This is a genomic window from Dorea sp. AGR2135 (assembly GCF_000420885.1).
Lineage (GTDB): Bacteria > Bacillota > Clostridia > Lachnospirales > Lachnospiraceae > Dorea > Dorea formicigenerans.
Genome location: NZ_ATVU01000006.1, coordinates 103,991 through 129,293, shown reverse-complemented (window position 1 = coordinate 129,293; position 25,303 = coordinate 103,991). Strand labels below are relative to the sequence as shown.

Below are 25,303 nucleotides of genomic sequence, written 5' to 3'. Positions count from 1 at the left end.
ATCTGCTAATAGCGTAAATGCCAGTCCGTATTTTTCTTCAAATCTCTTGTGAGACGCTACAGAGTCCTTGCTTACTCCGAGAATAACAGCTCCATTCTCAGTAAACTGTGAATAACGCTCAGAGAAGCCACATGCCTGCTTCGTACATCCTGGTGTATTATCCTTTGGATAAAAATATAAAATTATTTTTTTACCTAAATAATCACTTAATTTATGCACTTCTCCGTTCTGATCCGGCAATTCAAAATCCGGTGCTTTTATTCCTAACTCTAACATTTACTATTCCTCCGCTTTTGTATTTTCCACCTGTTTTCTTGTTCTTTTATTACCTGAAATCATTTTATGTCCCGTATACATAGACATGATCATACATATAAGAGTGCTACACGCAAAATACCTATGACCTGATTTGGATCCTTTATATCCAGTATAAAAAGTTCCAATCATAGTAATTAACGCTCCGATTGACCAATACTTATGTGCTTTCATTTTATACCTCCAAATTGATTAAGCTGTTTCAAAAATAAATATCTCTGGATCATTAACAATATTATACATTCTATCCATCACTTTCGACAAGCAGAGAAAGAAATATAATCAATCCATCTGGATTATACTCAAGTGTTTCATTGATAAAAGCTTCTACCGCTTTATCCACATCTCCTGAAACACCTCCGAAAAGATTAATGCCAGCTGCCGCTAATGCGGTTTGAGCACCTCCTCCGCTTCCGCCGCAGATCAAAACATCTGCATCTGTTTTATTTATTGTCCTGCTCTTAACGGCAGCTTCCCACTCGTGTCCTTTCTCACATCTCCAAATCACTTTCTTATGAGAACCAATAGAAACCTCTGTCAGTTTTATCTTATTCTTTTTCGACCACTGTTTTACCAGTAATGGCTCTAATGTCGTCAAATCGTTAATACCCGCAATCACTCTCGCACCGGAACATATCGGGCATTTTTCTCCATTAGAACGAGCCTTAACGCTTGCCTGCCATTCATGACCGCAAGCACCTCTCCACCATACTTTTTTATTTGAACCGAAAGTAATGTCATCAGGCGTAAGCGTTAAATTCTTTTCCAACCACTCCGAAACAAGCCCCGGGTGTACTTCTGCTAAACTGTTATTCATAGCCAAACCGGGGCCTCCTTGTGCTTAGAGTATATGAAGTTTTGGCTTTATCTTGTAGTTTGCGAATATCCGTATAAATAGAAAAAGCTCTTTGAGAAAAGGATTTCTCCTCTCTCAAAGGGCAAGTTGGCAAACTGGAAGTTATCTTTTCACAATTATATCAAGAAATTCTGTAAAATTATTTGATATGATATATACATTATTTTCATCGTTAGACTTATCAAAATAATATGAATCATCGTAATAATAAACACCATCATTATTTCCATCACAAATCATAACAATAAATCCATTTTGTAAACTATCTCCTATAATGACAGTTTTTTTATATAAAACTTGTTCATTAATGGAATAAAACAATCCATATCTGAGCGATACTGATTTACATCAACAACAGCAATATATTCATCTGCAACACCGACCTGTACATTATAAGCTGGAAGCAACTGGTCATTTCCCATGTAGTCTGTCTTGATTCGCATAAAAGTGGCTGAATGATCTGTTTTCGAGTAGTTGTTGCGATCTTCTCCACAGATTTTGATTTTTTCCACGTATTCTTCCAACTTAGCAGCATACTCTTTGAGTTTCTCATAATGACGTTGTTGTGTAGTTTTACGATGTCCCCTGCCATGAACAAACATTGCTTCATTAATCTGCCAGACTTCTGCATACTGTTCAGCAGCTTCCTTCAGATACTCTGGTGCGTACTCACTATTGATACAAAGTTTCATACCTGTACATGAAAGTTCCTCATTGATTTCTTCAAAGAGTGTAGTGATCTTACCAAAGAGACGGTATCTGGATTTTTCGGTTGCTTTTTTCCATACCCAGGAGTATTTATTCGCATTTGCTTCAAACTTGGATCCATCAATGTATAGATGTTGAAGATCCACATGCTCTGTCTCGAAGATTTTTTTGTTTATATCTTGAAATATTTCTTCAATGGGATCAGCAAGTACTTCGTTGATGAAGTAGCCGAAAGTACGGTAAGAAGGTGCTTGATGATCCATAAGATACATGAAACGGAGATTGACTTTACACTGATCCTCCAGTTCACGCAATGATATATAGCCATTCGCCATAAATCCAAACAAAACTGTTTTCAGCATGCTGACCGGGTCATACCTGAGTCTTCCTGTATCATGTTGAGGAATATTTTTCAGATATTTCTCCAGTTCGATTTCTCCCATAAATCTATCAAAAGTCAGCACTGGATCACAGATGTCCAAATAATCTTGAATTAGCATTGGCAAAACTGCCTGTTTTGGGTTAGAATAGATTATGTTATTAATTTTCATTGCAAGTTAATTATAACAGAAAGAAAGACCTTGAGTTCATTATAAACTCTTGGTCTTTCTTTTTTGGGGGACTATTCTTTTTTCACAGCCCCCTTGTGATATACAACTAATAAGTGAAAAAGATTATTTGGCAGGCGTCGCGGCTCCTGCATCTCTTTTAACCCATAGGGTGCGTGGTTGCAACGAAATTTACCACCTCAAATAATCTCTTCAGGTGATTTTCTTAAAAACAAATCATTTATTTCCGAGAATAACTGCTATCTTAATTTCTTTTTCTGTATCACTAAGATCAAATTCTCCTCCATCTTCTACCATAACATGCACTTCATATAATGTATCCTCTGTAAGTTTATCCGGCAATGTTCCATCTTCTTCCTGAATATGCCATAACTCTGCAGGAACTTCTTTTAATTTATTCTCTTTATCATATGCATATAATGTAAATGTATCTGCTTTTCCTGCAATTCCTTTCATTCGTATTGCCACAGTAGTATTTGGATGTACATTTTCTACTGTAATCGTATTCAGCCAGCCTGCAACATTTCCTTTCCCGCCGGCTTCTGTAAATTCTTCTTGTGTTAGTACATTTCTCTTTGCCTTGTCTAAATCTACTTTTCGATAAGGCATCTCCGGCAGATAAACAAATCTGTCCTGCAATCTTAAGAGCTCCAGATATCCTGTCGGGCAATATAATGTATTTCCACTATTTCCTGCATACATGCCGATTGCCATATTGTTGTATCCCGGTTTATCTGAGACATCCATTGTAAATACTGTTTCTCCTGTTTCAAAATCTAACATGATGAATTGCCACATGCCACTTTCCAGATCCTGAACATAACCATAGATATAACCTGTCGCTGTAGAAAGCTTCATCATAGATGTATCACGGATATCGTTTCTGCACCAGATACTCTTCATTTCGTATCCGTCCTTTGTCTTAATGGTATCGACACGCTCTACTCCCGGCACAACCATCTTATTTCCCTTCTTCAACCAGTTTACATCGTAAATATTTTCATAGGTCTGTATAGAAGAATCGTTGTCTGCGTCCGCAAGTTTAGCACTTCCGGCTCCAAACCAGTTACATACGATTGTGCTGACTGTACCTTCTCCGTTATCATATACCATTGCTGAATTTTCTACCGACACCTGCATATTTTTCGGAAGCTCATCGATTACCGGCATGCTTGCCACTATTTCCCCGGTCTTCATATCTAATGCCAACAGATTTACCGGATCCTGATTATCTGTAAACATAACTAATTTGCTTGTCAGAGATGGTGAACATCCACCTCCCCAGGCAAGACCTCCGCCTGTAGTTTCATCTCCCTCTTTGCTGTCTTTCGCTCCCACGCTTTCATATGGGGTACACCACTGCACCTGTACACCATCTTTTGCATTTAATAAATAACAATTTTGATTCGTTAATATAACTGCACCTTCCTTTGACGATGCAATTCCATTCTCTGCACCTTCGCCAGGCTCCAATTCATATACAAATGTAGATTCTTTCAGATCAACATGTTCTCCCTTTAAGATGGCATCAATTGCTGCCCTTGAAATGTATCCCATTGCACCTTGCTGTTTACGTTCCGGGTAAATGCGGAAACCGCCTGTAGCAAACCATAAATTTCCTTCATAGTCAAAAACTACAGATAATAAGTTCTGATCCAATGTTTTCCCTGTAATTTCTTCTGCCGCTGCTTTAATATCAATATCCAGCACTTTTTCAAATTCCGGAAGGACATTTCCCGCATCATCTGTTGCTTTCAACATAAGCACATGGTTGTTGCTTGTCGGACATACCAGGCGATTGCTCTCATCTACGAATGAATATGAGCTTTGTATCACATATCCTCCGCCATCATGCTTTGCCGGTGAAAAATAACCTTCTGTCTGTGCTTCATCCGCATTAATATCACGGATAGCCAGTCCTCCTTGCAATGGAACAACAGCATGTCCATATGTATCAAAAAACACCGCCGGAGATGCATTTTTATTTACCGTTTCATAAGAAACATTTATCTCCGGATAAATATCAACCGGTAATACTTCATCTGTCGTATCTGAATTATAACAGTCATGATGAATATTGGCATCACTCTTTGCCATATATGGATTATCATCAATTGCTTTTGCCGTAATCGGCTTAATTGGAACAACTGCATTTTCTTCTGTTGTCTTCTGCTCTGATTTTGCCTCCTCTGTCTTTGGTGTACCATTTGCACATCCCGATGTGAGCGTAACTGCAGATATAATAAATGCTAATAGTATTTTTCTTCCTTTCATTTATACTTCCCTCCTTTTTCCAGCCTTTGTCATCTACTGCTTTTATTATAAAAAAACACTTCTCGTTTTCAATCGCTCTGTCACGAATAGTCAAAAAATAGCACGAATTGTAAATCCGCCCCGTAGTTTGTCTATCTGTTTTATATTAAAATAAACGCATGAGAGAAACAGTCTAAACCGAAATGCACGGCTTCAACAAGAAAACTATCTTCTTTCAATCCAACAGGAAAGATATACTAACCTCTGCAATGCAATCGAAGAGACACGTCAGGCACGACATGATATGCGCCATCATTTTCTTCAGCTATCCTCAATGGCTGAACGTAACACAATTCCTTTCCACGTGCAGATTGATCTTCCAGCATAAATTTCAGTCGATGAAACAGACTTTTGTCTTGTTCTTTCTAACCTGTTAGAAAATGCATTGGAAGCCAGCTTGAAGACCGCAAAATTCAGACAACGGATCGATATCAAAATCTATCGACATGCTTCTAATCTTATTTGTTTTTACTGAATCTTTTCACATATACTTCTTCCGCGACAGCCATTTCTGATCAATACACTTCACTTCCCCATCAAACCGGATATGTAAATGCACCCCGCCAGATCTCTGATTAATCTTCTCCACAATTCCATGTCCGAATTTCGGATGTGTCACCGCATCGCCAAGCTTATACTGTACCACTTCATCCTTTTTCTTCTGTGCAGTCTTCAGTTGCTGATAAGTATCCCGGACCGGCACGGACTTATCATGAATCCTGTTCTTTAATACCTTATCGTAGTCATGATTCATAAGCGCTTCGCCCGCCTTATAATACGGCGTCGGCGCCGCTCCGATTAGAGAACAGCAGTATTTCCACGCACTTCCGTGCGTTCCCGCCTGCCATTTATACTTTTCGGGAATCTGCATATTGTACTGCATGTAATGGGCGTATTCGTGTTTGAATAAATCTATGCGATCCTCTTTGGACAGCGGATTCTTCACACCGTATGCGATAAACAACAGCGAAAAATGAAAATGCTCTTTTTCATGTGCACTTCGTCTGGTGTAAGATCCCAGTGTGTCCGTGTCATATCCAAATGTTATCGGTACTTTTGCCCCGTTCAAATGCAGCTTTCTATCCAGTTCTTCATATAGGTTCTGTATTAATGCCCGTAAAATCGGGATTTCTTTCTGCAGGCGCTGCCGCAGGAATTGGTCTTCTCGATTGTAATATGTCATCTTCTCGCACTCTCCATATGCATCTATTTCCAATTCTTCCACACATCCGGCCGATATCCTACCGTTGCCTGCTTTCCATTACGAACAATCGGTGTCTTGATTGCTTTTTGATTTTCCAAAATTTTCTCTGCTTTATCTTCCTCTGCCAGATAAGTGATCAGTGCAAGCAGCTCTTTATCCTTGCACTCCTGATCGATCAGTTTTTCATATCCTCCGACAGCCTGGCATACCGAATTGAATTCACCTTTACTCAGACCTTTTTCTTTCATATCTACGAACTGGTACTTAATTCCGCGCTCTTTAAAAAATCGTTCAGCTTTTTTGCTGTCGAAGCTTTTCTTGGTTCCGAATATTTGTATGTTCATCCTTGTTCCTCTCTCATTCTTCTCTTTCTACGCTATAATATAACTGTTTTGGACTCTTTGGCTTATCTGGAATACTCAACTTAATTACGCCAGCTTCTACTAATGGATTTACATACGTCTGTATAGCATAAGTAACAGAATTTAAACCCAGATAATCACAAATTTCCTTTCTTGTACGCGGTGTTTTACAAAATACTATTAAATTATTTGTTTCTTCATCATTTGACATATCTTCATGATCATTCTTTGATTCTTTATATAGTTTTACAATAAAACTTCCTCTTTCATCCAAGAATTCTGGCTGTCTTAAGTTATATTTCTCCATTTCCATCCGGATTGTTGGAATTCCCGAATACCTGTTTTCTGTTATTCCCAATGTTTCAAGTGCCGATGCTAGTACCGGATTTCTTGTATCCGGTTGAATTTTTCCTAATTGGTCAATAGTGATTCTTCCATATAATCCACCTGGATTATGTATTTCAATCCTGTCTTCAAACATTATAAGTTGAATCGGCATTCCTTCTGTATGAATACTATAATCACGATGTACTAATGCATTTATAATAGCTTCTCTAACCGCTGTTATTGGATAGTCTGTTCTGTCAGTTCTTCGTCCGGTTGTCGGACTTATAATTGTCTTTGTCCGCATATTGCGTTTCACAAATAATAATGCCTCATCCAACATTTCCGGAATTGTTCCTTCTATTCTCTGATTATCCGAGAATCTTTCCCCCATGTCGCCAAGACTTCCTATTGTTCTCCCAGGAATTACAATTGCCGTAATACACAATTGTGGAAAATATGCCTGTGGATATGGACTAAAAAGCAAAGTCGCACTAAGCGTTACTTTCTCTCCTCGCTTTATGCTCATAAGTTCATAAATACTTTCATTATCAAGTGTTGCTAATCTTCGTTTTCCTCTCTTTAACAGTTCAACATAACGATTCAGTTCTTCCTGATCCAATGACATTAATGTTACTCTCGGAACCTCACGGATATCGTCTTGATATTTTCTTCTATATGCTTCATAACTATATATTTCGTATTCTGTCATCGGTTCATTACTATCCCCAATACGGGTATAGGACCCCTTCAACCTTCCACGTCCTTGATAATAGCAAGGTCTGTCTGCCAAATCTATTCCGGGAATTTCAGCAGAAACAAATTTTTTATTTTCCTTCTCCAAAACTGTAATAAGCGGCCGTACAACCGGATTCATCTGCAAGCATTGCTCATTAATTTTCTTTTGAATGTCCTGAGCATCATAAACACCAACTTCTTTATAATCTTGTTTCTCATCAATTCCAAAAACAATAATGCCACCATCATCCTGATTAGAAAAGCTTGACAAAGAATCATATAATCGTTTCGGACATCCTTGCTCCGCTGATTTCAATTCCAAATTCTGCGTTTCGCATTTCATTTTTTGAATTAATTTTAGTTTGTCATATAATTCTTCTGTTGTCATTTTAGTTCCTCCATTTATATTTTAGATTCTAGCACTATATTTAAGTTTATGCAAGAAACTCAAATATTATTCTTATGAACTAAAAAAGAACTCAAATTTATACTTCAAATTTGAGTTCTTTTTCATTTTCAATGTCCACTTACTCCTCTCTATATTTTCTAGTCCATCTCTTCTTCCCCTTCTCATCATAATGATTGATATTTCCAAAGATTCCTTTTCTGATGTATCCTTCTTTTTTACTCATAGTCGTTTCTCTCCGTATTGTATGTTATTTCGACTGATCTAAGTAAAATATATATGGTCTTCCTCAATCTTCTCCGCAACCGCCACATCCGCCGGCAGCCACTTCACATCTGCCAACTGCTCCCTGGTCAGCCATCTGGCTGCCTCATGCTCCTTCAGCACCAGATCCCCTTTCACGATCTCACGCCAGAAGCAATCCATCGAAAGATGAAATCCCGGATAATCATACTCCACTGTCTCGATCCATTCGCCAACCGCAACTTCCGTATCCAATTCTTCCATGATCTCACGCTTCAACGCTTCCTGCGGCGTCTCTCCGGCTTCGATCTTGCCGCCCGGGAATTCCCATCCGCCTTTGAACTCGCCATATCCGCGCTGCGTTGCGAATATCATCGTTCTTCCGTCTTCCTTTACTGCCTTTATCACTGCTGCCACAACTCTTATTGTCTTCATCTTACCTTTTATCTCCCGTCAAAAATCTTCCTGTAACAGTCTCTATTCATTCACAATATACTGGTAAATATCCTCTCTCACCGGAGTCTCCAGCTCCCATTCGATCTCCACCGCCGTCTTATCCGTATTTGGCATCACAAACTGCTTCGCATTCCCGGTCGCGATCACACGCCCCAGATAATAGAATTCCTTGGATATCTTATCATCCTTATTCTTTCTCACAAACAGTTGCACATCTATGCCACGTTCTGTTGCGTTTAGGAAATTCTGCACATCTTCCGAATCCATGCTTAACCTATATCATAAACTCTATATAAAGTGCACCTACCCTTTTGTATAAACATCTTTCAGCATCAAAAGTCTGCTACTTTTCTCAATATAAATTAACTACAAATCAAATTCATTTCAATCCCATATGTTTCTTGTAGATAAGTTCTACTAGCCATTAATACTTGATGCATTTCATTCGTTATAGACTCTCCATCAACACCTGGTTGTACAACAAAAATTTTTAATGACGCCGGATATAATTTTAATCGATTTTTTATTTCTCCTAAAACTTCAAAATCGCCCTCTTCAAATCTCGATGTTTTTTTATCATTAATTCTTTTATTTTCTCTCTTTATCATTCTATCAATTACATTAATCATATCTTGCTTCCATTCAACTGATTTTTCAGCTTGCCCGCAAACCTCATATAAATCCGATACACGTCGTCCCGCCTTTTCTTTACTTGAATATTTACAATGATAAAACTCAAAATTTAAATTTTCATTTTCCATTTTTATAGCAATTACATCAGCAATTTCACCTGAATTATCATCATCAAAAATCACATCATACCAATTTAAGGATTTAAGATATTTTATTACACAATACTGAATACTATCTTTTTTCTTATTTAATCCTTGTGATTCAACCTTTATATTTACGCCTTTCTCCTTCCAATTCCATTTAATAATATTTGATTCAGGAAACTTTAGTGAATCCTTATTTAATAACGTTACATAATAATTTCCTTCTAATGTTGATTGATCAACAAACTTTATTCTTGGTGGATTTTCTTCAAAAAATTCCACTAAAGAATACTCTTTCTTTTTTATTCGAATATTAAGTAACTCTCCCTCACTATGTTCAAAATGATATCCATTTTTATTAACTGTCAATTTCATTTTTTCCATAAATTCATCTGTTTCTATAATAAAATAAATTGCACTTTTATCGTTATTTTCTGCTAATTTAATTGTTGAATTCAAAAGTGCTATATCGTGATAATAATTATTTAATGAAACTTTTAAATCATTACATAAATCCAATTCTATAGGCCAATCAATTCTATATGGAGTAATTTCCGGTATTTTCGATATTTCTTTTGGAATCAAAACACCCTCTAAAATTTTTTCTACATCAATAGATATATCAAAAATTTTATCTATTATCTGGTTACACCAATCAATCCAAAAATCAATACTTTCTACCCATCTTGACCATACTGTTCCTTTATATGAACACCCAATACTTATTTTTCCATTTCCATTATATCCTATGCCGAATAGATTTGATTTTGTACTAGTTGATTTTTGCGCTTCATTAATTCCTTGAGCAATATCAATTCCCGCAAACATTTTATATCTAATTGGTCCATTTATCGCAGAATTTAAGCCAACGGTTCCAAGCATTAGTCTATTAATTCCATATAGACATCTAAAGATACATTCACCTTTTACTTTATCATTCTCAGGGAAAATACTATCTGCAATTTTACTAGCACTTCCCTTAACTGATGAATTTATAAATGCGACTCGTTTTTCTCTATTATAATATATTAAGTATAATTCCCAATTTAAATTACTTATTTCTCTGTAACTTGACCATTCTAGCTTACTCTCTGCTGCTTCAATAATTATTAAAATATTTTTTTCTTCATTAAAATAATATTTACACTTTTCTTCTTTGAAAATATCTTTCCAATTATCCCATTTAGGGTTATCTTCTTTTACTTTAAAAGCCTGCATACTTACTTTAGGTAATAACTGTTTAATGCTAATTCCATCAATTCCATTTCCTTGAAAGCCTTTTTCTAACTCCTGCAAAGTAACTTCTCTTCCAATAGCCTTTTCTGACATATCAGCTAATAAACTATTCCAATCAGAATCTTGTGAATATAACTCACTTAATGACTCTTTTAAAGTTTCATTTGCAATATTAGTAACTACTGATGCATCCCCTAATCCACTTTTTGTTCTTGCAAATCTACCTATAAATTGTAAAGTAATTGGTAATGATTGATATTTATCATGAATTGCAGCAATTTTCAAATTAGGAATATCTATTCCTTCCCCAAACATATCAACACAAACCACTATTCTTGATTGAAGAGTTTTCAAACGTTCCATTCGCTCTTTCTTTTCCTTTGCAGATACATTTTTACTAACAATAAGAACCGGATTATATTGTGAATAATATTTTTTATATACATTTTCATACAAATATTCTGCCCGAGCTATTTTTGTCGTTCTTACAAGTACTATATGATCTTTTTTATTAGAAATATCTCTTTCTAAACATTCTATAGACTTTTTAGCAATTGCCAAGTCCCCCTTTTTTTCATTAAACTCATATATTGGAAAAAAATTTATTTTTTGAAAATATCCTTCTTTCTGAGCTTTATGCAACGGGTAATTATATATAATTTTCCCATCAATCTTTTTTCCATCATTTCTAAATGGTGTCGCTGTAAATTGTAATATTCTTTTTTTCAAAAATTTGTTTTTAAACTTCAACCAAGACGCTGCCATAATATGATGTGCCTCATCTACAATCAGCAACTCAGCAAACTCCTCCAATTTTGCACATTGTTCTTGATTCAATTTATTCACAAGTGCCATCGTTACAACAACGATGTTGCTATTATTCAGTAATTCATCAAATTCTTCATCTGATTTTGGAACAGATTTTAATAATACCACAGTCGGACTTATACTTTTTTTATCTACAACTCCTATGTCTTTTAATATTCCAAAAGTAGACAACTTATTAACCGTTTGTTCACGCAACAAATTAGATGGGACTACAATTACCGATTTATTTATTCTTTCACTCACAATTGTCATAATCATAGTTTCTGTCTTCCCAGTTCCAGTAGGCATAACTATTGTAGCTGCATCAGAACATACAGACCAATGTGCTTGAATAGCGGCCAATGCTCCATATTGTGGAAGTCTTAACCCCGTATTTGTTGTTGACTCCCGACTAATATTAACTTTCCAACTTTCTAATATCTCAATAGTTGACAACGAATTCTCATTAATATATTTATAGTTGTTTCCGATTTTATATTTTTTCACTTCTTACATACCCCTTCTCAAAATAGAACCATGTCAATAAGTTTCTTTTTCATATTAATCAAACCACTCCTAATATATCTTACTTTTGCCACCCCCTCCTTTGGCACAGTTATACTCCTATATATAAATACACATATTTTTCAAAAAACTGTCGTATTTTGTCTCTATTTCTAATATTTCATTATAGTATACTTTCAGCTTCACTCTTATCTCTTCTCATTCCTCCGCCGATAATACTCCAAACTCCGATACCCAAGCACATCTCCCATCTGCTCGCTAAACGCCATATTCCCAACAACGTCTCCAATCTCATCCCTCAACGCCAGCGCATATCCTTCCTTCTCCACAAAGAATCCTTTCCCTGACGCCTTCAAGAACCGGATTGGCATCCGCTTCGCCTTACTCAGATGCTGCTTATCCGTCACTTTCTTATAATCCTCATAAGTATTCACATTCGGGAAATCCTTCCAGTTCGTCCCGGTATCAAAGAATTCCTTCCAACTTTCCAATACCTCTTCATCCGTAACCGCAAGCCGGATATTTCCATGATTATAAAAGCTGTAAAGGATCGGCATCTTATATACTTTCTGCATCTCCGTAGTTTCGATGGTCTGAATGAATTCTCGTCCGATTCCCGCATATAACTTCTGCTCATCCTCTGACAATTCACCAAGTTCATACAGGAAATCAAGATAATGTTGGAATGGATTTTCTTTCGCATGACTGCCACTGACACAAATCCGGTAAATCTCATCATCCATATAAGTGAATAAATCCATTCTGCTCGGTCGTTTTCCGTCCAGCAGTTCTTTCACACGATAATATTCCTGCCGGATCTGCATTTTCAGCGTTAATTTCTTCTTATCTATTTCCTTGAACAGATCAATCAGACGCATGTCAAAATCAACGATGCAGTCATCCGGATATTCCAGATCCTGATACTCGCAGGATCCTTTCTTGCTAAATGACTGCTCTCCGCTTAACAATAGCGGTGCTTTTCCCGCTTTCTCATAATTTCCAATGAAATCCAATACGTTCAGATATTCTTTTCCTTTATATAGACGAAGTCCCCGTCCCAACTGCTGCAGGAATACGACCGGGGATTCCGTCGGACGCAGGAACATTACCATATCCAGTGAAGCGATATCCACGCCTTCATTGAACATATCCACAGAGAAGATCACCCGTATCTCTCCATTCTTCAATTTGCGGATAGCTTCGTTACGCTCCTCGGCATATGCTCCATTTTCACCACTGTATACGGCTGCGGATGCGACTCCTCTCTGACAGAATTCTTTTGCCATGTCTTCTGCATGCCGTCTGGAACAGCAGAATCCGATTGCACGCGAAGAACGATATTTTCGATAATATTTGTAAATCAGATCATATCTTCTTTCATTTCCGATATAAACCTGATTCAGCTCCCGCTCATCATAGCGCCCTTTCACGATCCGCAGTCCGGAATAATCCGTCTCATCATACACGCCGTAATAGTGAAATGGTACGAGCATTCCTTTGTTGATCGCTTCTTTTAATGAAATCTGATATGGCACGTTATAATCACAGATTTCGTAGATATTTTTTCCGTCCATTCTTTCCGGTGTTGCTGTTAATCCCAGTAAGAATTGCGGCTGAAAATAATCTACGATTCTCCGGTATTGATCTGTAACCGCATGATGGAATTCATCAATGATCACATAGTCAAAATAATCTGCCGGAAAATATGTCTCATTCAAATATTCCGGTCTCCCGAGTGTCGCCACCGATGCGAAGATAACGGATTTATCCCTATCCTTTTCTTTTCCGTCAAAGAATCCATAATCCTCCGAGTTCCGCACATTTTTGAAAGAAACCGCCGCCTGCTTCAGGATTTCTTCCCTGTGTGCAACGAACAACACCCGTTCATATTTTGCCGAATCAAATGCAGCAAGGTATGTCTTTCCGATTCCGGTGGCCGCATATACAAGTCCTTTCGCCGCACCTTCCATGCGGCTTTCCTGTAACGCATACAACGCCTCTATCTGCGCTCCCCGCGGGCGGTACAACATTCGGACATTTTCCGCATTTTCATTCCCACTATCTTCTGCTGTGTCATATTTCGCCAGATCCCTGGACACCGCCGGCTTCTTCCACGCCTTGGAATATCGTTTTAATTCTTCATCATCTATAATGATCGAATGGTTCAGAAACAGATCTTCAAATGTAGCATAGAACAATTCATAATTCTTTTTGTCCAGCGTATCACTGAATCTGTAATTCCATTCGATTCCTGAAGTTAACGCACTTTTGGAAATGTTCGATGATCCGATGTATATTTCATTCGAAGATTCATAATGAAAGATATAAGATTTTGGATGAAATGAGCGTGATGTTTCATTATACAGGCGCAGATTCACACGGTCACCGAGCTCGCTCTTGATCAGATATAAAGCCGACGGCTGTGTGATCCCCAGATAATTTCCCGTCAGGATACGGATCTTCACGCCCCGCTCCAGCGCCCGCTTCATATCATTTAAGAGCATCCGCACACCCGATTCCATCAGAAATGAGACGATGATATCAATCTGCTTCGCCTTTGCCATACTCATTTTCAATTGATAATATAGATACCGGCTCCGGTCTCTGTCCCCGGTCATTACATTCGTAGATTCGATCTCATATGTATCTATTCTTTCCTCAAAATTAGATTGAGCCATTTTTCTTCTCCCCGCCCCGGACGTACATCTGATGTAATCCATTGTTCTTCTATCTCTAATTCATCCATATCCTGAATCAATTTTGCAAATGTCTCTTCTGTCATATCCGTAAAATATCTGCCGTTTCGTTCGCCCTCGAATGTTCCGTACTTGAAGGATGTGTAAATGATTCCGTGGGCTCGAAGAGCGTTTGCCATCTTCTTTATAATGTCTCGTAGTTCATTTGCCGGAACATGAAGGATTGACGAGCATGCCCAGATTCCGTCGTAGGCTTCTTTTTCATCCAGATCCTGGAACAGCATGTGTTTTACCGGAATGCCTGTATATTCGCTTGCGAGTTTGCATAGTTCCTGTGAACCGTCTATGGCAGTGACTTTGTATCCTTGCTCCAGGAAATATTTTGTGTCGCGGCCGGAACCGCAGCCGTAGTCCAGGATTTCCGCTCCTGGGTGCAGTTTGTCCAGGAAGTGATTTTGTATGGTGCCGAAGTCTACGGATATGGTGCCGGTGATGAATTTTTTTGCATTTTTGTTGTAGTAGTCCAGTGTTGTGGTTGATTTTGTGGTTTCGTTTCTTGCGTTCACGGTTGCCTCCTGAGGGTGTGATACTTGTTCCAATATTGTCTTGTATTCATTATACTGCATGGGAGTGGATGGATACAAGAAAGAGTATACTCTCCTTCACAAAGCATTCAGCAACTTAATAACCATTATCTTTTTTCACCTTTTATTACTTATCACTCTCTTCTTTGAATTCTCTCATTATATTATCAAATGTTTCTTCTGACATTAAACCATACATTTTATTCACATATTCTTTTCTGAACAACAATATTTTCCGAAGTGATAATTTACAAGTTCGAATCACTCTCCATCGATGTTTCCTTTGAATCTTCTTATCTTGGTTATCACGAAATTTCATCCTGACAAATACTTGTTCATAATCAGAATATATCTCCAGTCCAAATTCCAACGGCAGGATTAAAATTGTATATACTATTGGAATCATAAAACTAACCAGTGTATTGATTGCATTTAATTCTTTATACTCTTTTAATCCAACATTCGCGGCACCCCAAAGCATATACCAACCAATACATGCCAGCACAATATCTATTAGCTTATGAACTCTCCTGTATTTTTCTTCAGATTCTGCTACCACATTCATAAGTATTAATATTGTTATTACCGGAATAATCAACATTTCAATCCAAAATTTAAATGTAAATGTTCCAATAAAATATTCGAAAATAACTATTACTCTAAAGTTATCTTTCACTGTGCTTTTCAAATGCTCTGCATCACCCTTTATAATAGAATTCACACAATATGATATTCCAGAAAAGATCAACCATAATATAATATCTTTTAAATATATATTATTCCAGAATGGTAACTGATAAAAGATCATGGTTATTCCCGCCACATATAAAGCAATTATCAGAAAAAAGTGTCTTAAATTTTTGCCTAAGAGGATTTTAATAACGTTCCATAAACTTTTACGGATTTCCCTTTGAGTCAACATCCATACAAAGAATCCTGTACCCCATATGGCAATTGCCCATTCTCTTGTTGATAAAATTGTCACTATTTCTTCCATTCATCTACTCCCATCTTCAAAAACTCCACATGCATTTACATTTATAAACTCTATTTCTCGTCGTATCATTCATAGTTATTATCATTTTAGCAAATTTACTGTCGTAATATCGCAACACTTATGTATCTTACTTCAAAAAAATCCCACATATTATATGTAGGACTTTTCTTACTCACTATATATGCTTTGTGCCTGTTCTAAATTTTTTATAATTTTACCTTTCAGACTCTCCGGTGATATGACTTTAAATCTATTCGCATATTGTACGAACCAGCCAACCAATGTCACGCTGTCCATCTTTTTAAATACCGCTTTATACTTTCCTTTTTCTAACGGTCTGACCGACACCCCTGACATTTCCAGGCAGCGGCATAATCATATGCGAAAATCTGCTTCGTCCTCTCTGACTCGTCAGATTTAACAGCTTATTTCGAATCTCATTCGCTTCATGAACGGACACACACCTTGCCTGTTGCACCGAATCTAACATCAGCTTAATTTCCCAGTCTTCCAGCAAATGTTTCTCCATATACCATCTTTTATGTGAATTTTCTGCCTGCTTAATCGGATAACCGCAGCTTTGTAACAAACGCACATCGTCATAAATGGATGTACGGTGTACATTTTCCATTCCGTATTCTTCTTCCAGTTTCTGGCTTATCTGCACAGCATTCATCGGTGTTTTTTCATCAGTAGTCTGAAAAAGTTGAAGGACTCGGATTAATTTTTCTTTATGGGGTGTGGACATAGCGGTGCTCCTTACATTATGTTTTTGAATTGAAATGATATATTAATTATACTGTACTTGATGAAACGGCACAACTTATCATCTTTTTAATTTTTTATAGTTGACTTTTATTAACAAGCAGGTTAATATTATATATAAGAAATGGGTTTAGTGTCGCGTACAATCTTAGGATTCAACCGAGTTGCTCATTTCTTTTTTATGTCTATAATATCGTATAAATATTTTTTACCATTTTCCGAATGTCTTACAATCATAGATGCATAAAAAACATTATATCTTTCAACATCTCCATTTTTATTATATACCGGAAGCGCAAAACGCGAATCATATCTATACCAACCATATTTCGCATTTCCATTCGTTTTCCCCCATATTTTTCTTTTCATTTGCACTCCTCACCCACATTTTACACGCATTGCGTTATATGTTTTCTAAAAAAATAAGTCTTACGACTCATTTCCTTTAATCATATATTCCACTTCCGCCCGATATTCCATCAAACGTAAAAGATACTCCGGAAGTTCTCTCTTCTCAGCTTCCCAATCTTGAACAGTACGATACGGTATACCATAATAATCACTAAACTCTCTCCTGTTCATTCCCATTTTTTCCCGTAATTCTTTTACTTCTTTTCCTCGACTCATCAGATCACCTTCCAGACGCATTGCGTTATTAAAATAATAATTCATGTATAAATGTCTGTCAATGACTATTTTCTATACCTCCGGTTCAATCACAGCTTATCATACTTCGCACTCTTCCCCTTAGCCTTCTCCACCGGATACTTCTTTGCATTCACCTTGATCTTCTCCCGCACGATCTCATCCAGATCCAGTCCGCAGGCATCTGCCATCAAGACACAATAATTCACAACATCCTCCAGTTCTTCTCTTATCTTTTCCTGTTTTCCTTCATTTGAGATATCCGCACCGCTCCACTGGAATACTTCCAGTAGCTCTGCTGCCTCCAGCGAAATGGAGATTGCCAGATCTTTCGGATTGTGGAATTGTTTCCAGTCTCTGTCATCTCTGAATTTTAGTATTTCTTTAATTGTTTCTTCTGTCATCTTAGTTTTCCTCTTCGATATATTTGCTAAAGTATTCTCTTAATTCATCATCGCACACATACAAATATGTTCCTTTGATTCCTCTGGTCATCAGCACATAATACACATTTGTGATGTATTCTTTCAGTTCTTCATATGATGCCGTTATTTTACCATTTTTATCAAAATAACATTCTGGCCGGATAATGATCTGTCCTGTTGTCTTATCATATCCAATATCATTTCCGAGAATAACAAACGCATAGTTCAGATCATAACCTTGAATGGAATGAATACATCCCACCTCATCGATTGCTTCTCCTGTATGAACCCATCCTTCTGTACAATGATTCCACATTCGTTTTACACCTTGTATCTCTATGTCCTTTTTGCTCCGGTCATTTTTACTGATCCATGGCCATGCATATCCTGCTACCATTCGGGAAAGCCCTGTTTCTTCCTCTTTGGCATACATATCTTTCTCAAATTTTGAAAAATCGGAATATAATTTCAAATCATATTTTTTCGAATGATACTTCCGGTCAGCGGCTCCGGCCAATAGATCCTTTATGAATGCAATATAGTCATTGCCTCCCTGCACCCTCATCTGCGTCGCAAGGGTGAAATACGATATCGTATGTTTTTTATATGGATTTCTCATTTTTTCTTCGAACCGCTCATAATCAATGCCCGACGGACCAACCACCTGATTGTAATCGTAGAATAACACTGCACACTTTGATTGTTCTAATATCCAGTCTAATTCGTCTGCATCCGTCGTCATGCCCAGCCGCTCGCAGCTTTTCTTGAAAGCTCCCCTATAGGAAATATTTTTATATTGATGAAGTCTGTGTGCTTCATCGACCAGTAAGATATCATATTGTTTCTTCGTAATATCAGACGGGGACAGTACCTGTGATGGCGTCAATCCATAAATACCTCGGAAGATGAACTTCATCGTCTTTCTGAGCGAAGTCTGCGGCACAACGAATCCAATCTTTTTCCCGGCAAATTCTTCGCTGTCTGCCAGGTATTTCATAAGATATACCGCCACAATTGTCTTACCACTTCCCAGCATTCCATTTACCACTACACGATTCACATTTCCACTCTCAATCTACGCAAGTATATCTTCTACTGCTTTCCGCTGGTTGTCGTTCAGTTCTTTATATGGAGAATATTTGAATAGATCTGAATTTTTAATTTCTTCCAGCGAATGTTTGACCAGTTTTTCTTTTGGCAGCCATTTGTTTCCAAAATGCCAATAACTCTTGGGCGGTATCTTTTACTAAGGCATGAAATAGACCTTACTTATTTTCAAAATATACATAGATAGCTCCTGTTGTAGCCCCTGCCTTTGTTGCTATGTTTCGGATAGAAACAGCTCTATATCCATGTGCCAAAAATTCATTTTTACCGGCATTAAGCAAGGCTATTCGTAGTTTTTCATTTTTCGTTTTCATAGTTAAGTCAGTTTCCAACCGATTGCTTTTTGCCGAATTGCGATAAAATCAGAGTAAATTCCCGACTGTGCAAGCAATTCTTTGTGCGTACCAGTCTGAACGATCTTTCCCTTGTCCAGCACAATAATCTGATCGGCACCACGAATCGTTTTCAAACGGTGTGCAATCATAATCACTGTCTTTTCTTTTGTTAATGCCTCAATCGCCATTTGAAGCTGTCGCTCATTTTCTGGATCAATGCTGGAAGTCGCTTCATCGAGGATAATCACAGGCGCATTTTTCAAAATAGCTCTGGCAATCGAGATTCTCTGACGCTCTCCACCAGATAAAGTAGAGCCGCCCTCACCAATGATTGTTTCATATCCATTGGGTAAAGACATAATAAAATCGTGACAACAAGCCGCTTTCGCAGCAGCTTCTACTTCCTCCATTGTAGCGTTTGGTTTTCCGAAGCGGATATTATTTATTACAGAATCCTGAAACAAATAAACATTCTGAAAGACCATGCTGATATTTGCCAGTAAGCTATCCAAAGTATAATCCCGGATGTCAATTCCACCCAATTTAATGCTGCCGTTATTCACATCCCAAAATCGGGAAATCAAATGACAAAGGGTTGACTTTCCGCTGCCAGATGGTCCTACAATCGCTGTAAAACTTTTGGATGGAATACGGAATGATATATGTTGTAAGGTTTCGCTCTTGTCATAGGAAAAGGAAACATCAGAGAGCGTAATATCTGTATTTTTTACCGAGATTTCTTTTCCATTAAAGTCCATACGCGGCGTGTTATCAAGGGCTTCTACTTGCTCCATAGCGACATCCATCAGGCCCAATGCTGCAACCATATTTCCAGCTGAGAGCAGAGAAGCATATACCATAAACGCAGCAACAATCATTAACAAACAGTCTGCTAAAGCCATTGTGCCAGAAAAATAAAAACTGATTGCCAATGCGATAATTGCTATATCGAACACATAAAGAATCATTTCCTGAAACATGGTAAAAGGGATAATCGCATATTCCAGATTCAGGTTTTCCTTTGTACTGTTTTCAACAGAACGCATAATATTAGAATTACGGCCCTTTAGCCCAAAGGATTTAATAACACTGATTCCACCTAAAAACTCCATTGTATTTTTTACAAGTTCTGTCTGCGCTTTTTGTTTTTGAGGGGCATTTTTACCTACACGCTTATTATAGAGAGAAGTAGCAAACAAGAAACATACAATCCCAATAAGCATTACCAGACCAATTCGCACATCAAAAAATAGTAATGCAGCAGATACAATAACAGCCTGAATAAAGCCGCCAAACATCAGAATCAAGGAACGGGGAGCCGTATTTTCAATATCTCCCATAACAGAAGTAAGTACAGCGGTAATGTTCCCCATGCTTGTTTTATTAAAATAGCCCATAGGTACATATTTCATCAAATCTGCAATATGTGTTCTTTTTTCAGCGCACATATAGTAACCTGCTTCCGTCATGCCCTGATTACTGAAAAAGCCAGTGGCAGTTTTTCCTAAAATGCTAATCAACATAATGCCAGAAATTACGAAAACTGGATGGCTAACGATCTGGTTTCCTAAAATTGTTTGAAGCGCAATCATAATAGCTCCGAATTGCAGCGATTCAAAAACAGCATTTAATATACTTGCGATAAGAGCCTTTGCTAACACGCCTTTTTTGGAACCAGAGAAAGCCCATATTTTTCTTAATGTCCGAATCATAATACCGTCTCCTTTTCATCTGCGGCTTCCTGATTGGCCGCCCACATTTTGCGGTACAAGTCGCAATTTTTCAAGAGATAAGAATGTTGGCCTTGAGCCGCGATTTTACCATTTTCAACAACTACAATATTGTCTGCGTCCGTAATTGTAGACAAACGATGTGCAATAACAAGCAAGGTTTTTCCTGTAATCAACTTTGCAATCGCTTCCTGCATAATTGCTTCATTCTCAACGTCAGCATAGGCGGTCGCCTCATCGAGAATAATAATTGGCGCATTTTTCATCATAGCGCGGGCAATCGCAATTCTTTGGCGCTCTCCGCCGGAAAGCTGGCCGCCGCTTTCTCCAACCTTTGTATCGTAACCAGCGGGCAGCTCACGGATAAATTCATCACATCCTGCCGCTTTCGCCATTTGTTCGACTTGCTGATCTGTGGCTTTTGGATTTCCCATTCGGATATTTTCGCGGATGGTATCGTCAAAGAGAAAATTGTCTTGCGAAACGTAAGCAATAAGATTTGTCAACTGCTCCGCAGGAATATTTCGCAGATCAATATTCCCTAACTTAATAGAACCGTCCGTAACATCCCAATAACCTGCAATCAGTTTGGCAATCGTCGATTTCCCGCTGCCCGACGCTCCGACTAACGCAGTTACTGTTCCTGGCATAATGTTCAAATCAATTCCATGTAAAACTTCTGTATTTGCATTATAATGGAACCGAACATTTTCCAAAGAAATTGCTGTATCTGTTATCTTGATTTCCTGTGCTGGGCGTATCAGCTCCGGCGCGTCCAATATTGTGCGGACTTCCCCGGCAATCGTACCTAACATAGCAAAATTATCCGTATAATCTACAACGGCCAATAACGGTTTTATAATTCCCAATGATAGAATCATAATCATAACAAAGGCAGACGCAGAAAGAGAACCCTGCAAGTAGAAAAGCACGCCAAAGGGAAGAACCGTAGCGAGAACCGTAGGCATAACAGCGCGGCTACTTGCCATATATTTTTGCGTGTCGTGCATCCAATTTACATAAAATGCTGCGTTTTCATTTACAGCGTCAGTAAATTTTTGATAAGATGCAGCCGACTGATTAAAGGCTTTTATAACTTCAATTCCATTGACATATTCAACAAGTGTTGTATTTAATTTCTTTGTAATTCGTATCTGTTCTTTATACTTCTCTGCAAATCCTTTCATACATCCCATCTGTAAAGCAAAACCTATGGGAAGAACAATTAAAGAAATTAAGGCCATACGCCAATCCAACAAAAACAGATAGATTAAAATAGCGACAGGAACCAAAAGGTTTGCTGTCATTTCCGGGAACATATGAGCTAAAATTGGCTCCATACTGTCGATACGATCAACAAAGGATGTTTTCAAACTTCCCAGAGTATTATTTTGAAAATATCCCATAGGGACGCGCTGCCATTTTTCTACCATAGCTTTTCTTAAAGCCTCCAATGTAGAAAATGTAGCTTTGTGCGACAGAGAAGTTGATAGGTTTGAAAAGCATACCTTTAGGAAATATCCTGCAAGCGCCAATAATACCCACGGTAAAATTTTCTGCACAGATGTTTGGCCCTGAATCAGTTCTGTTATAATCTGCCCAGCGCAAATATAGGGAACAATACTACAAGCCACGCCTAAAATACTGGTAAGTACAGAAAATAGATAGCCTTGACGATTAGGGCGTATAAATTCATCCAATGCCTGCATAAAAGATTGTTTTTTCTGTTCCATTTCAGCACACCTCCTTTTTCAATAGGGACATTCTGCGAAATTCAATAACCGCAATTCCGGCGCAGATAATAAAAATAATGACATCCACTACTGCGGGAGCCGCCCAAACGCCTCTGATACCCATATCAGCAATCATAGGCAAAATCATGACGCATGGGATAAAAAGAACAATCTGCCGAAGAAGCGACATGATACTGGCTTTTTTCGCCCGTCCCAATGCCTGCAACAGCGTGATAATCACAATCATGGAGCCTTGCAAAATATAAGAACTAAAGAAGATACGGAAATTTGCCACTCCCTGATCTACAATCGCCGGGTCAGTAATAAACAAAGACATAACAGCTTTCGGCGCAAGTTCAATGGGAATATAGAACAGGAGTGAAACTAACGTCGCGCCAATCATAAAAACTTTTGCGAGCGTTTTTACCCGGTCATATTGTTTTGCTCCATAATTTGTCCCGGCGGCGGGCTGGAATCCCTGGCTGATTCCCCAAACAGGAATAAAGGCAAAAGACTGAATACGCAGGGCAACACCTAATAAGGTTTGCCATGTATCACCGCCATAGTTAGCGGCTACGTTATAGAGAACTGTTTGCTGAAGCAAGGTTGTAACCTGCATTAACATAGCAGAAATTCCCACGCCGACAATCTCTGGCACCAGAGTACGCTCAAACCGGATTTTACAGATACGGACATTTTTGCTCTTTTTCACGAAATACCAAAGTGTGATTGCTGCCTGAACAAATTGGGAGAAGATTGTTGCATAAGCTGCCGCTTCAATTCCCATTCCCAATGGATTCAGCAGGGAAATCAAAATAGGGTCAAGGACAATATTCAAAACTGCGCCGATTCCCATAATTGTCATGGCGCGTTTCAATAAGCCCTCGCCGCGCATTACCATATTTGCCGCCTGTGAAAAGTTTACAAATACAGAGCCTAAAAAGACAATTCTAAGATACTTTACTGCAAGGGACAGAGTTTCCCCGGAAGCGCCGGAAAGAAGCAAAATCTGACGGGTAAATACCGTTCCGATCACAGTAATAATCAGGGAGCAGACAACAATCATCATAATCAAGTTACCCATGATTTTGTCAACGGTGGCCTGGTCTTTTTTCCCGATAGCCCGTGATAATACCGAAGCGGAGCCGACGCCTACCATAATCGCAAGCCCGTTGTTAATCAAAGTGAACGGGTAGGAAACAGATACCGCGCCTACACCGGCTGTACCTACCATTTGTCCTACAAATACTCCATCCATAAAAGAGTACAGCCCAACTACCAGCATACCGATTACCGCAGGAACACAAAGGGAAATCATAAGAGGTATTGGGCGTTCTGTCAGCAACTTTGTTCTACTGTCAGAAGTTTTCATTTTGAACACCTCGCAATCAAAAAAATAAGTGATAGATTAGCTATTTCTAACCTACCACTTATTGTACTGGCATTTGTTTTTTTCATCCACTCTCTACGGCTCAAACCTACTCCCGATGGCTTTTGAATTTACGGTAATCAATCGGCGTCATTCCCGTGGCCTCCTTAAATGCTCCTGAAAATTTACTGCAATTTGTATAACCCACTTCAGCCGCAATCGCAGCTACGGTTTCGCCGGTTTCCGCCAGCAAATGACCTGCCATATCCATACGGTAAGAACGCATGAAAGAATAGATTGCCGTTCCATATACGCCCTTAAAACAGCGTTTCAGGCTGGAAACAGGTATTTCAAACCGTTTGGACAATTCCTCCATCGTATAATGCTGTTCTGGAGAAGCGGTAATAAAATCGCGTATTTCTTTCACAATTTCAACCTGCTGTTTCACAAAGTAGGGCCTCTCGATCTGTTCTTTGGAGCGTTCCATGTTTTTTAACTGAAACAGGATTTCCAATACTTTGATCTTGTAGTATTCGCCACTGCTATCCCACGGTACTTGCTCAATTTCCTCAAAAATATGATGGATGATTTCATTTCCTTTTGTAATAAAGGGCTGCCCCTCCGAAAGAAACTTATCCCTGATGGTATAAATATCAATATTTACACCCTTTATAAAGTCTGCCAACGCCTGATTTGCTTCTTTCATGTGAATACGCAGGCTGATTCCGTGGTAATGTCCCATTGGAAAGTGGAGGGTAAATTTACGTCCCGCCCGAATATCAATCACATAGTTTCCTGATTCCAGATAAACATATTTATCCTTGGAAATTTCCCATTCTACACGGCCTTCCCTGCAAAAATCCAGCCAAAGAATATCAACGTCGTCACTTTTAACCGTAGGACACTCCTGCATATGAAAATCAGAATGAAGCAGATAAATACCGGGGAACACCCGAAAGGCCGTAGAAATCCCGTCGCCGGTTTCATTTTCCATACGGCTCACTTCGCAAGTATCTGATTTATAATACGGCTTTTTTTTCGTTTCACCCATTCCGTCACCTTACTTTCTAACTTATTTT

General features: G+C 38.3%; 24 protein-coding genes and 2 pseudogenes. 1 reads left to right on the top strand and 25 read right to left on the bottom strand.

Annotated features, from left to right (window positions below; all coding sequences use genetic code 11):
- The 5 genes and pseudogenes from G593_RS0106100 to G593_RS0106075 form a co-directional block, all read right to left on the bottom strand.
- Positions 1-276 (bottom strand): peroxiredoxin (locus tag G593_RS0106100; protein WP_029731122.1); only part of this gene is annotated, 276 nt, incomplete at its 3' end.
- Positions 277-279: 3 nt separating this feature from the next.
- Entirely contained in the window at positions 280-489 is a 210-nt protein-coding gene (locus G593_RS0106095; protein WP_021737557.1) for a DUF6219 family protein, read from the bottom strand.
- A 70-nt stretch (positions 490-559) separates the two neighbouring features.
- A complete protein-coding gene (locus G593_RS21735) occupies positions 560-1,132 on the bottom strand; it encodes a zinc-ribbon domain-containing protein (protein ID WP_144124465.1) in 573 nt (190 codons plus the stop codon).
- A gap of 332 nt (positions 1,133-1,464) precedes the next feature.
- Positions 1,465-2,430, bottom strand: a pseudogene (locus G593_RS0106080) (transposase); the annotation flags it as partial.
- A gap of 234 nt (positions 2,431-2,664) precedes the next feature.
- A complete protein-coding gene (locus tag G593_RS0106075; protein WP_029731118.1) occupies positions 2,665-4,722 on the bottom strand; it encodes a hypothetical protein in 2,058 nt (685 codons plus the stop codon).
- Between the two features lie 367 nt (positions 4,723-5,089).
- On the opposite strand from G593_RS0106075, the gene G593_RS21435 reads away from it, so the two are divergent.
- A complete protein-coding gene (locus G593_RS21435) occupies positions 5,090-5,236 on the top strand; it encodes a GHKL domain-containing protein (protein ID WP_255348525.1) in 147 nt (48 codons plus the stop codon).
- A gap of 6 nt (positions 5,237-5,242) precedes the next feature.
- On the opposite strand, the gene G593_RS0106070 is transcribed toward G593_RS21435, so the two are convergent.
- The 20 genes and pseudogenes from G593_RS0106070 to G593_RS0105970 all read right to left on the bottom strand — a co-directional run bounded on the left by G593_RS0106070 (position 5,243) and on the right by G593_RS0105970 (position 25,275).
- Positions 5,243-5,944: a hypothetical protein gene (locus G593_RS0106070; protein ID WP_029731117.1), complete on the bottom strand. Its 702-nt coding sequence runs from the start codon at positions 5,942-5,944 to the stop codon at positions 5,243-5,245.
- A 23-nt stretch (positions 5,945-5,967) separates the two neighbouring features.
- A complete protein-coding gene (locus tag G593_RS0106065) occupies positions 5,968-6,309 on the bottom strand; it encodes an arsenate reductase family protein (RefSeq protein WP_029731116.1) in 342 nt (113 codons plus the stop codon).
- 13 nt (positions 6,310-6,322) lie between these two features.
- Positions 6,323-7,777: an ATP-binding protein gene (locus G593_RS0106060; RefSeq protein WP_029731115.1), complete on the bottom strand. Its 1,455-nt coding sequence runs from the start codon at positions 7,775-7,777 to the stop codon at positions 6,323-6,325.
- Between the two features lie 282 nt (positions 7,778-8,059).
- Complete coding sequence (locus G593_RS0106050; protein ID WP_029731114.1) at positions 8,060-8,473, bottom strand: (deoxy)nucleoside triphosphate pyrophosphohydrolase; 414 nt, start codon at positions 8,471-8,473, stop codon at positions 8,060-8,062.
- Positions 8,474-8,515: 42 nt separating this feature from the next.
- A pseudogene (locus tag G593_RS0106045) lies at positions 8,516-8,764 on the bottom strand (DUF3427 domain-containing protein); the annotation flags it as partial.
- A 92-nt stretch (positions 8,765-8,856) separates the two neighbouring features.
- Positions 8,857-11,820, bottom strand: coding sequence for a DEAD/DEAH box helicase (locus tag G593_RS0106040; RefSeq protein WP_029731112.1), 2,964 nt, complete (start codon positions 11,818-11,820; stop codon positions 8,857-8,859).
- 206 nt (positions 11,821-12,026) lie between these two features.
- A complete protein-coding gene (locus tag G593_RS0106030; protein WP_029731111.1) occupies positions 12,027-14,516 on the bottom strand; it encodes a DEAD/DEAH box helicase family protein in 2,490 nt (829 codons plus the stop codon).
- A complete protein-coding gene (locus G593_RS0106025; protein WP_044994159.1) occupies positions 14,486-15,100 on the bottom strand; it encodes a class I SAM-dependent methyltransferase in 615 nt (204 codons plus the stop codon). Before G593_RS0106025 ends, G593_RS0106030 begins: the two co-directional genes overlap by 31 nt.
- A 145-nt stretch (positions 15,101-15,245) precedes the next feature.
- Positions 15,246-16,115, bottom strand: coding sequence for a hypothetical protein (locus G593_RS0106020; protein WP_192925217.1), 870 nt, complete (start codon positions 16,113-16,115; stop codon positions 15,246-15,248).
- A 168-nt stretch (positions 16,116-16,283) separates the two neighbouring features.
- Positions 16,284-16,412 carry a hypothetical protein gene (locus G593_RS21730; RefSeq protein ID WP_442852370.1) on the bottom strand — a complete coding sequence of 43 codons (129 nt, stop codon included), beginning with the start codon at positions 16,410-16,412 and terminating at the stop codon, positions 16,284-16,286.
- A gap of 16 nt (positions 16,413-16,428) precedes the next feature.
- Positions 16,429-16,863, bottom strand: coding sequence for a hypothetical protein (locus G593_RS0106015; RefSeq protein WP_029731108.1), 435 nt, complete (start codon positions 16,861-16,863; stop codon positions 16,429-16,431).
- Between the two features lie 185 nt (positions 16,864-17,048).
- On the bottom strand, positions 17,049-17,249 hold the full coding sequence (locus tag G593_RS0106010; RefSeq protein WP_029731107.1) for a hypothetical protein: 201 nt from the start codon (positions 17,247-17,249) through the stop codon (positions 17,049-17,051).
- A gap of 60 nt (positions 17,250-17,309) precedes the next feature.
- Positions 17,310-17,507, bottom strand: coding sequence for a helix-turn-helix domain-containing protein (locus tag G593_RS0106005; RefSeq protein WP_029731106.1), 198 nt, complete (start codon positions 17,505-17,507; stop codon positions 17,310-17,312).
- An 89-nt stretch (positions 17,508-17,596) separates the two neighbouring features.
- Positions 17,597-17,929, bottom strand: a complete 333-nt coding sequence (locus G593_RS0106000; protein WP_029731105.1) for a nucleotide pyrophosphohydrolase — start codon at positions 17,927-17,929, stop codon at positions 17,597-17,599.
- Between the two features lies 1 nt (position 17,930).
- A complete protein-coding gene (locus tag G593_RS18400) occupies positions 17,931-19,010 on the bottom strand; it encodes a DNA/RNA helicase domain-containing protein (protein WP_049946463.1) in 1,080 nt (359 codons plus the stop codon).
- A gap of 205 nt (positions 19,011-19,215) precedes the next feature.
- A complete protein-coding gene (locus tag G593_RS19340) occupies positions 19,216-19,371 on the bottom strand; it encodes a TetR/AcrR family transcriptional regulator (RefSeq protein WP_081646498.1) in 156 nt (51 codons plus the stop codon).
- A gap of 2 nt (positions 19,372-19,373) precedes the next feature.
- On the bottom strand, positions 19,374-21,053 hold the full coding sequence (locus G593_RS0105985; protein ID WP_330360806.1) for an ABC transporter ATP-binding protein: 1,680 nt from the start codon (positions 21,051-21,053) through the stop codon (positions 19,374-19,376).
- 47 nt (positions 21,054-21,100) lie between these two features.
- A complete protein-coding gene (locus G593_RS0105980) occupies positions 21,101-22,855 on the bottom strand; it encodes an ABC transporter ATP-binding protein (RefSeq protein WP_029731103.1) in 1,755 nt (584 codons plus the stop codon).
- 1 nt (position 22,856) lies between these two features.
- Positions 22,857-24,227 carry an MATE family efflux transporter gene (locus G593_RS0105975; protein WP_028085902.1) on the bottom strand — a complete coding sequence of 457 codons (1,371 nt, stop codon included), beginning with the start codon at positions 24,225-24,227 and terminating at the stop codon, positions 22,857-22,859.
- A gap of 106 nt (positions 24,228-24,333) precedes the next feature.
- Entirely contained in the window at positions 24,334-25,275 is a 942-nt protein-coding gene (locus G593_RS0105970; RefSeq protein WP_029731102.1) for a helix-turn-helix domain-containing protein, read from the bottom strand.
- Positions 25,276-25,303: the final 28 nt, after the last annotated feature.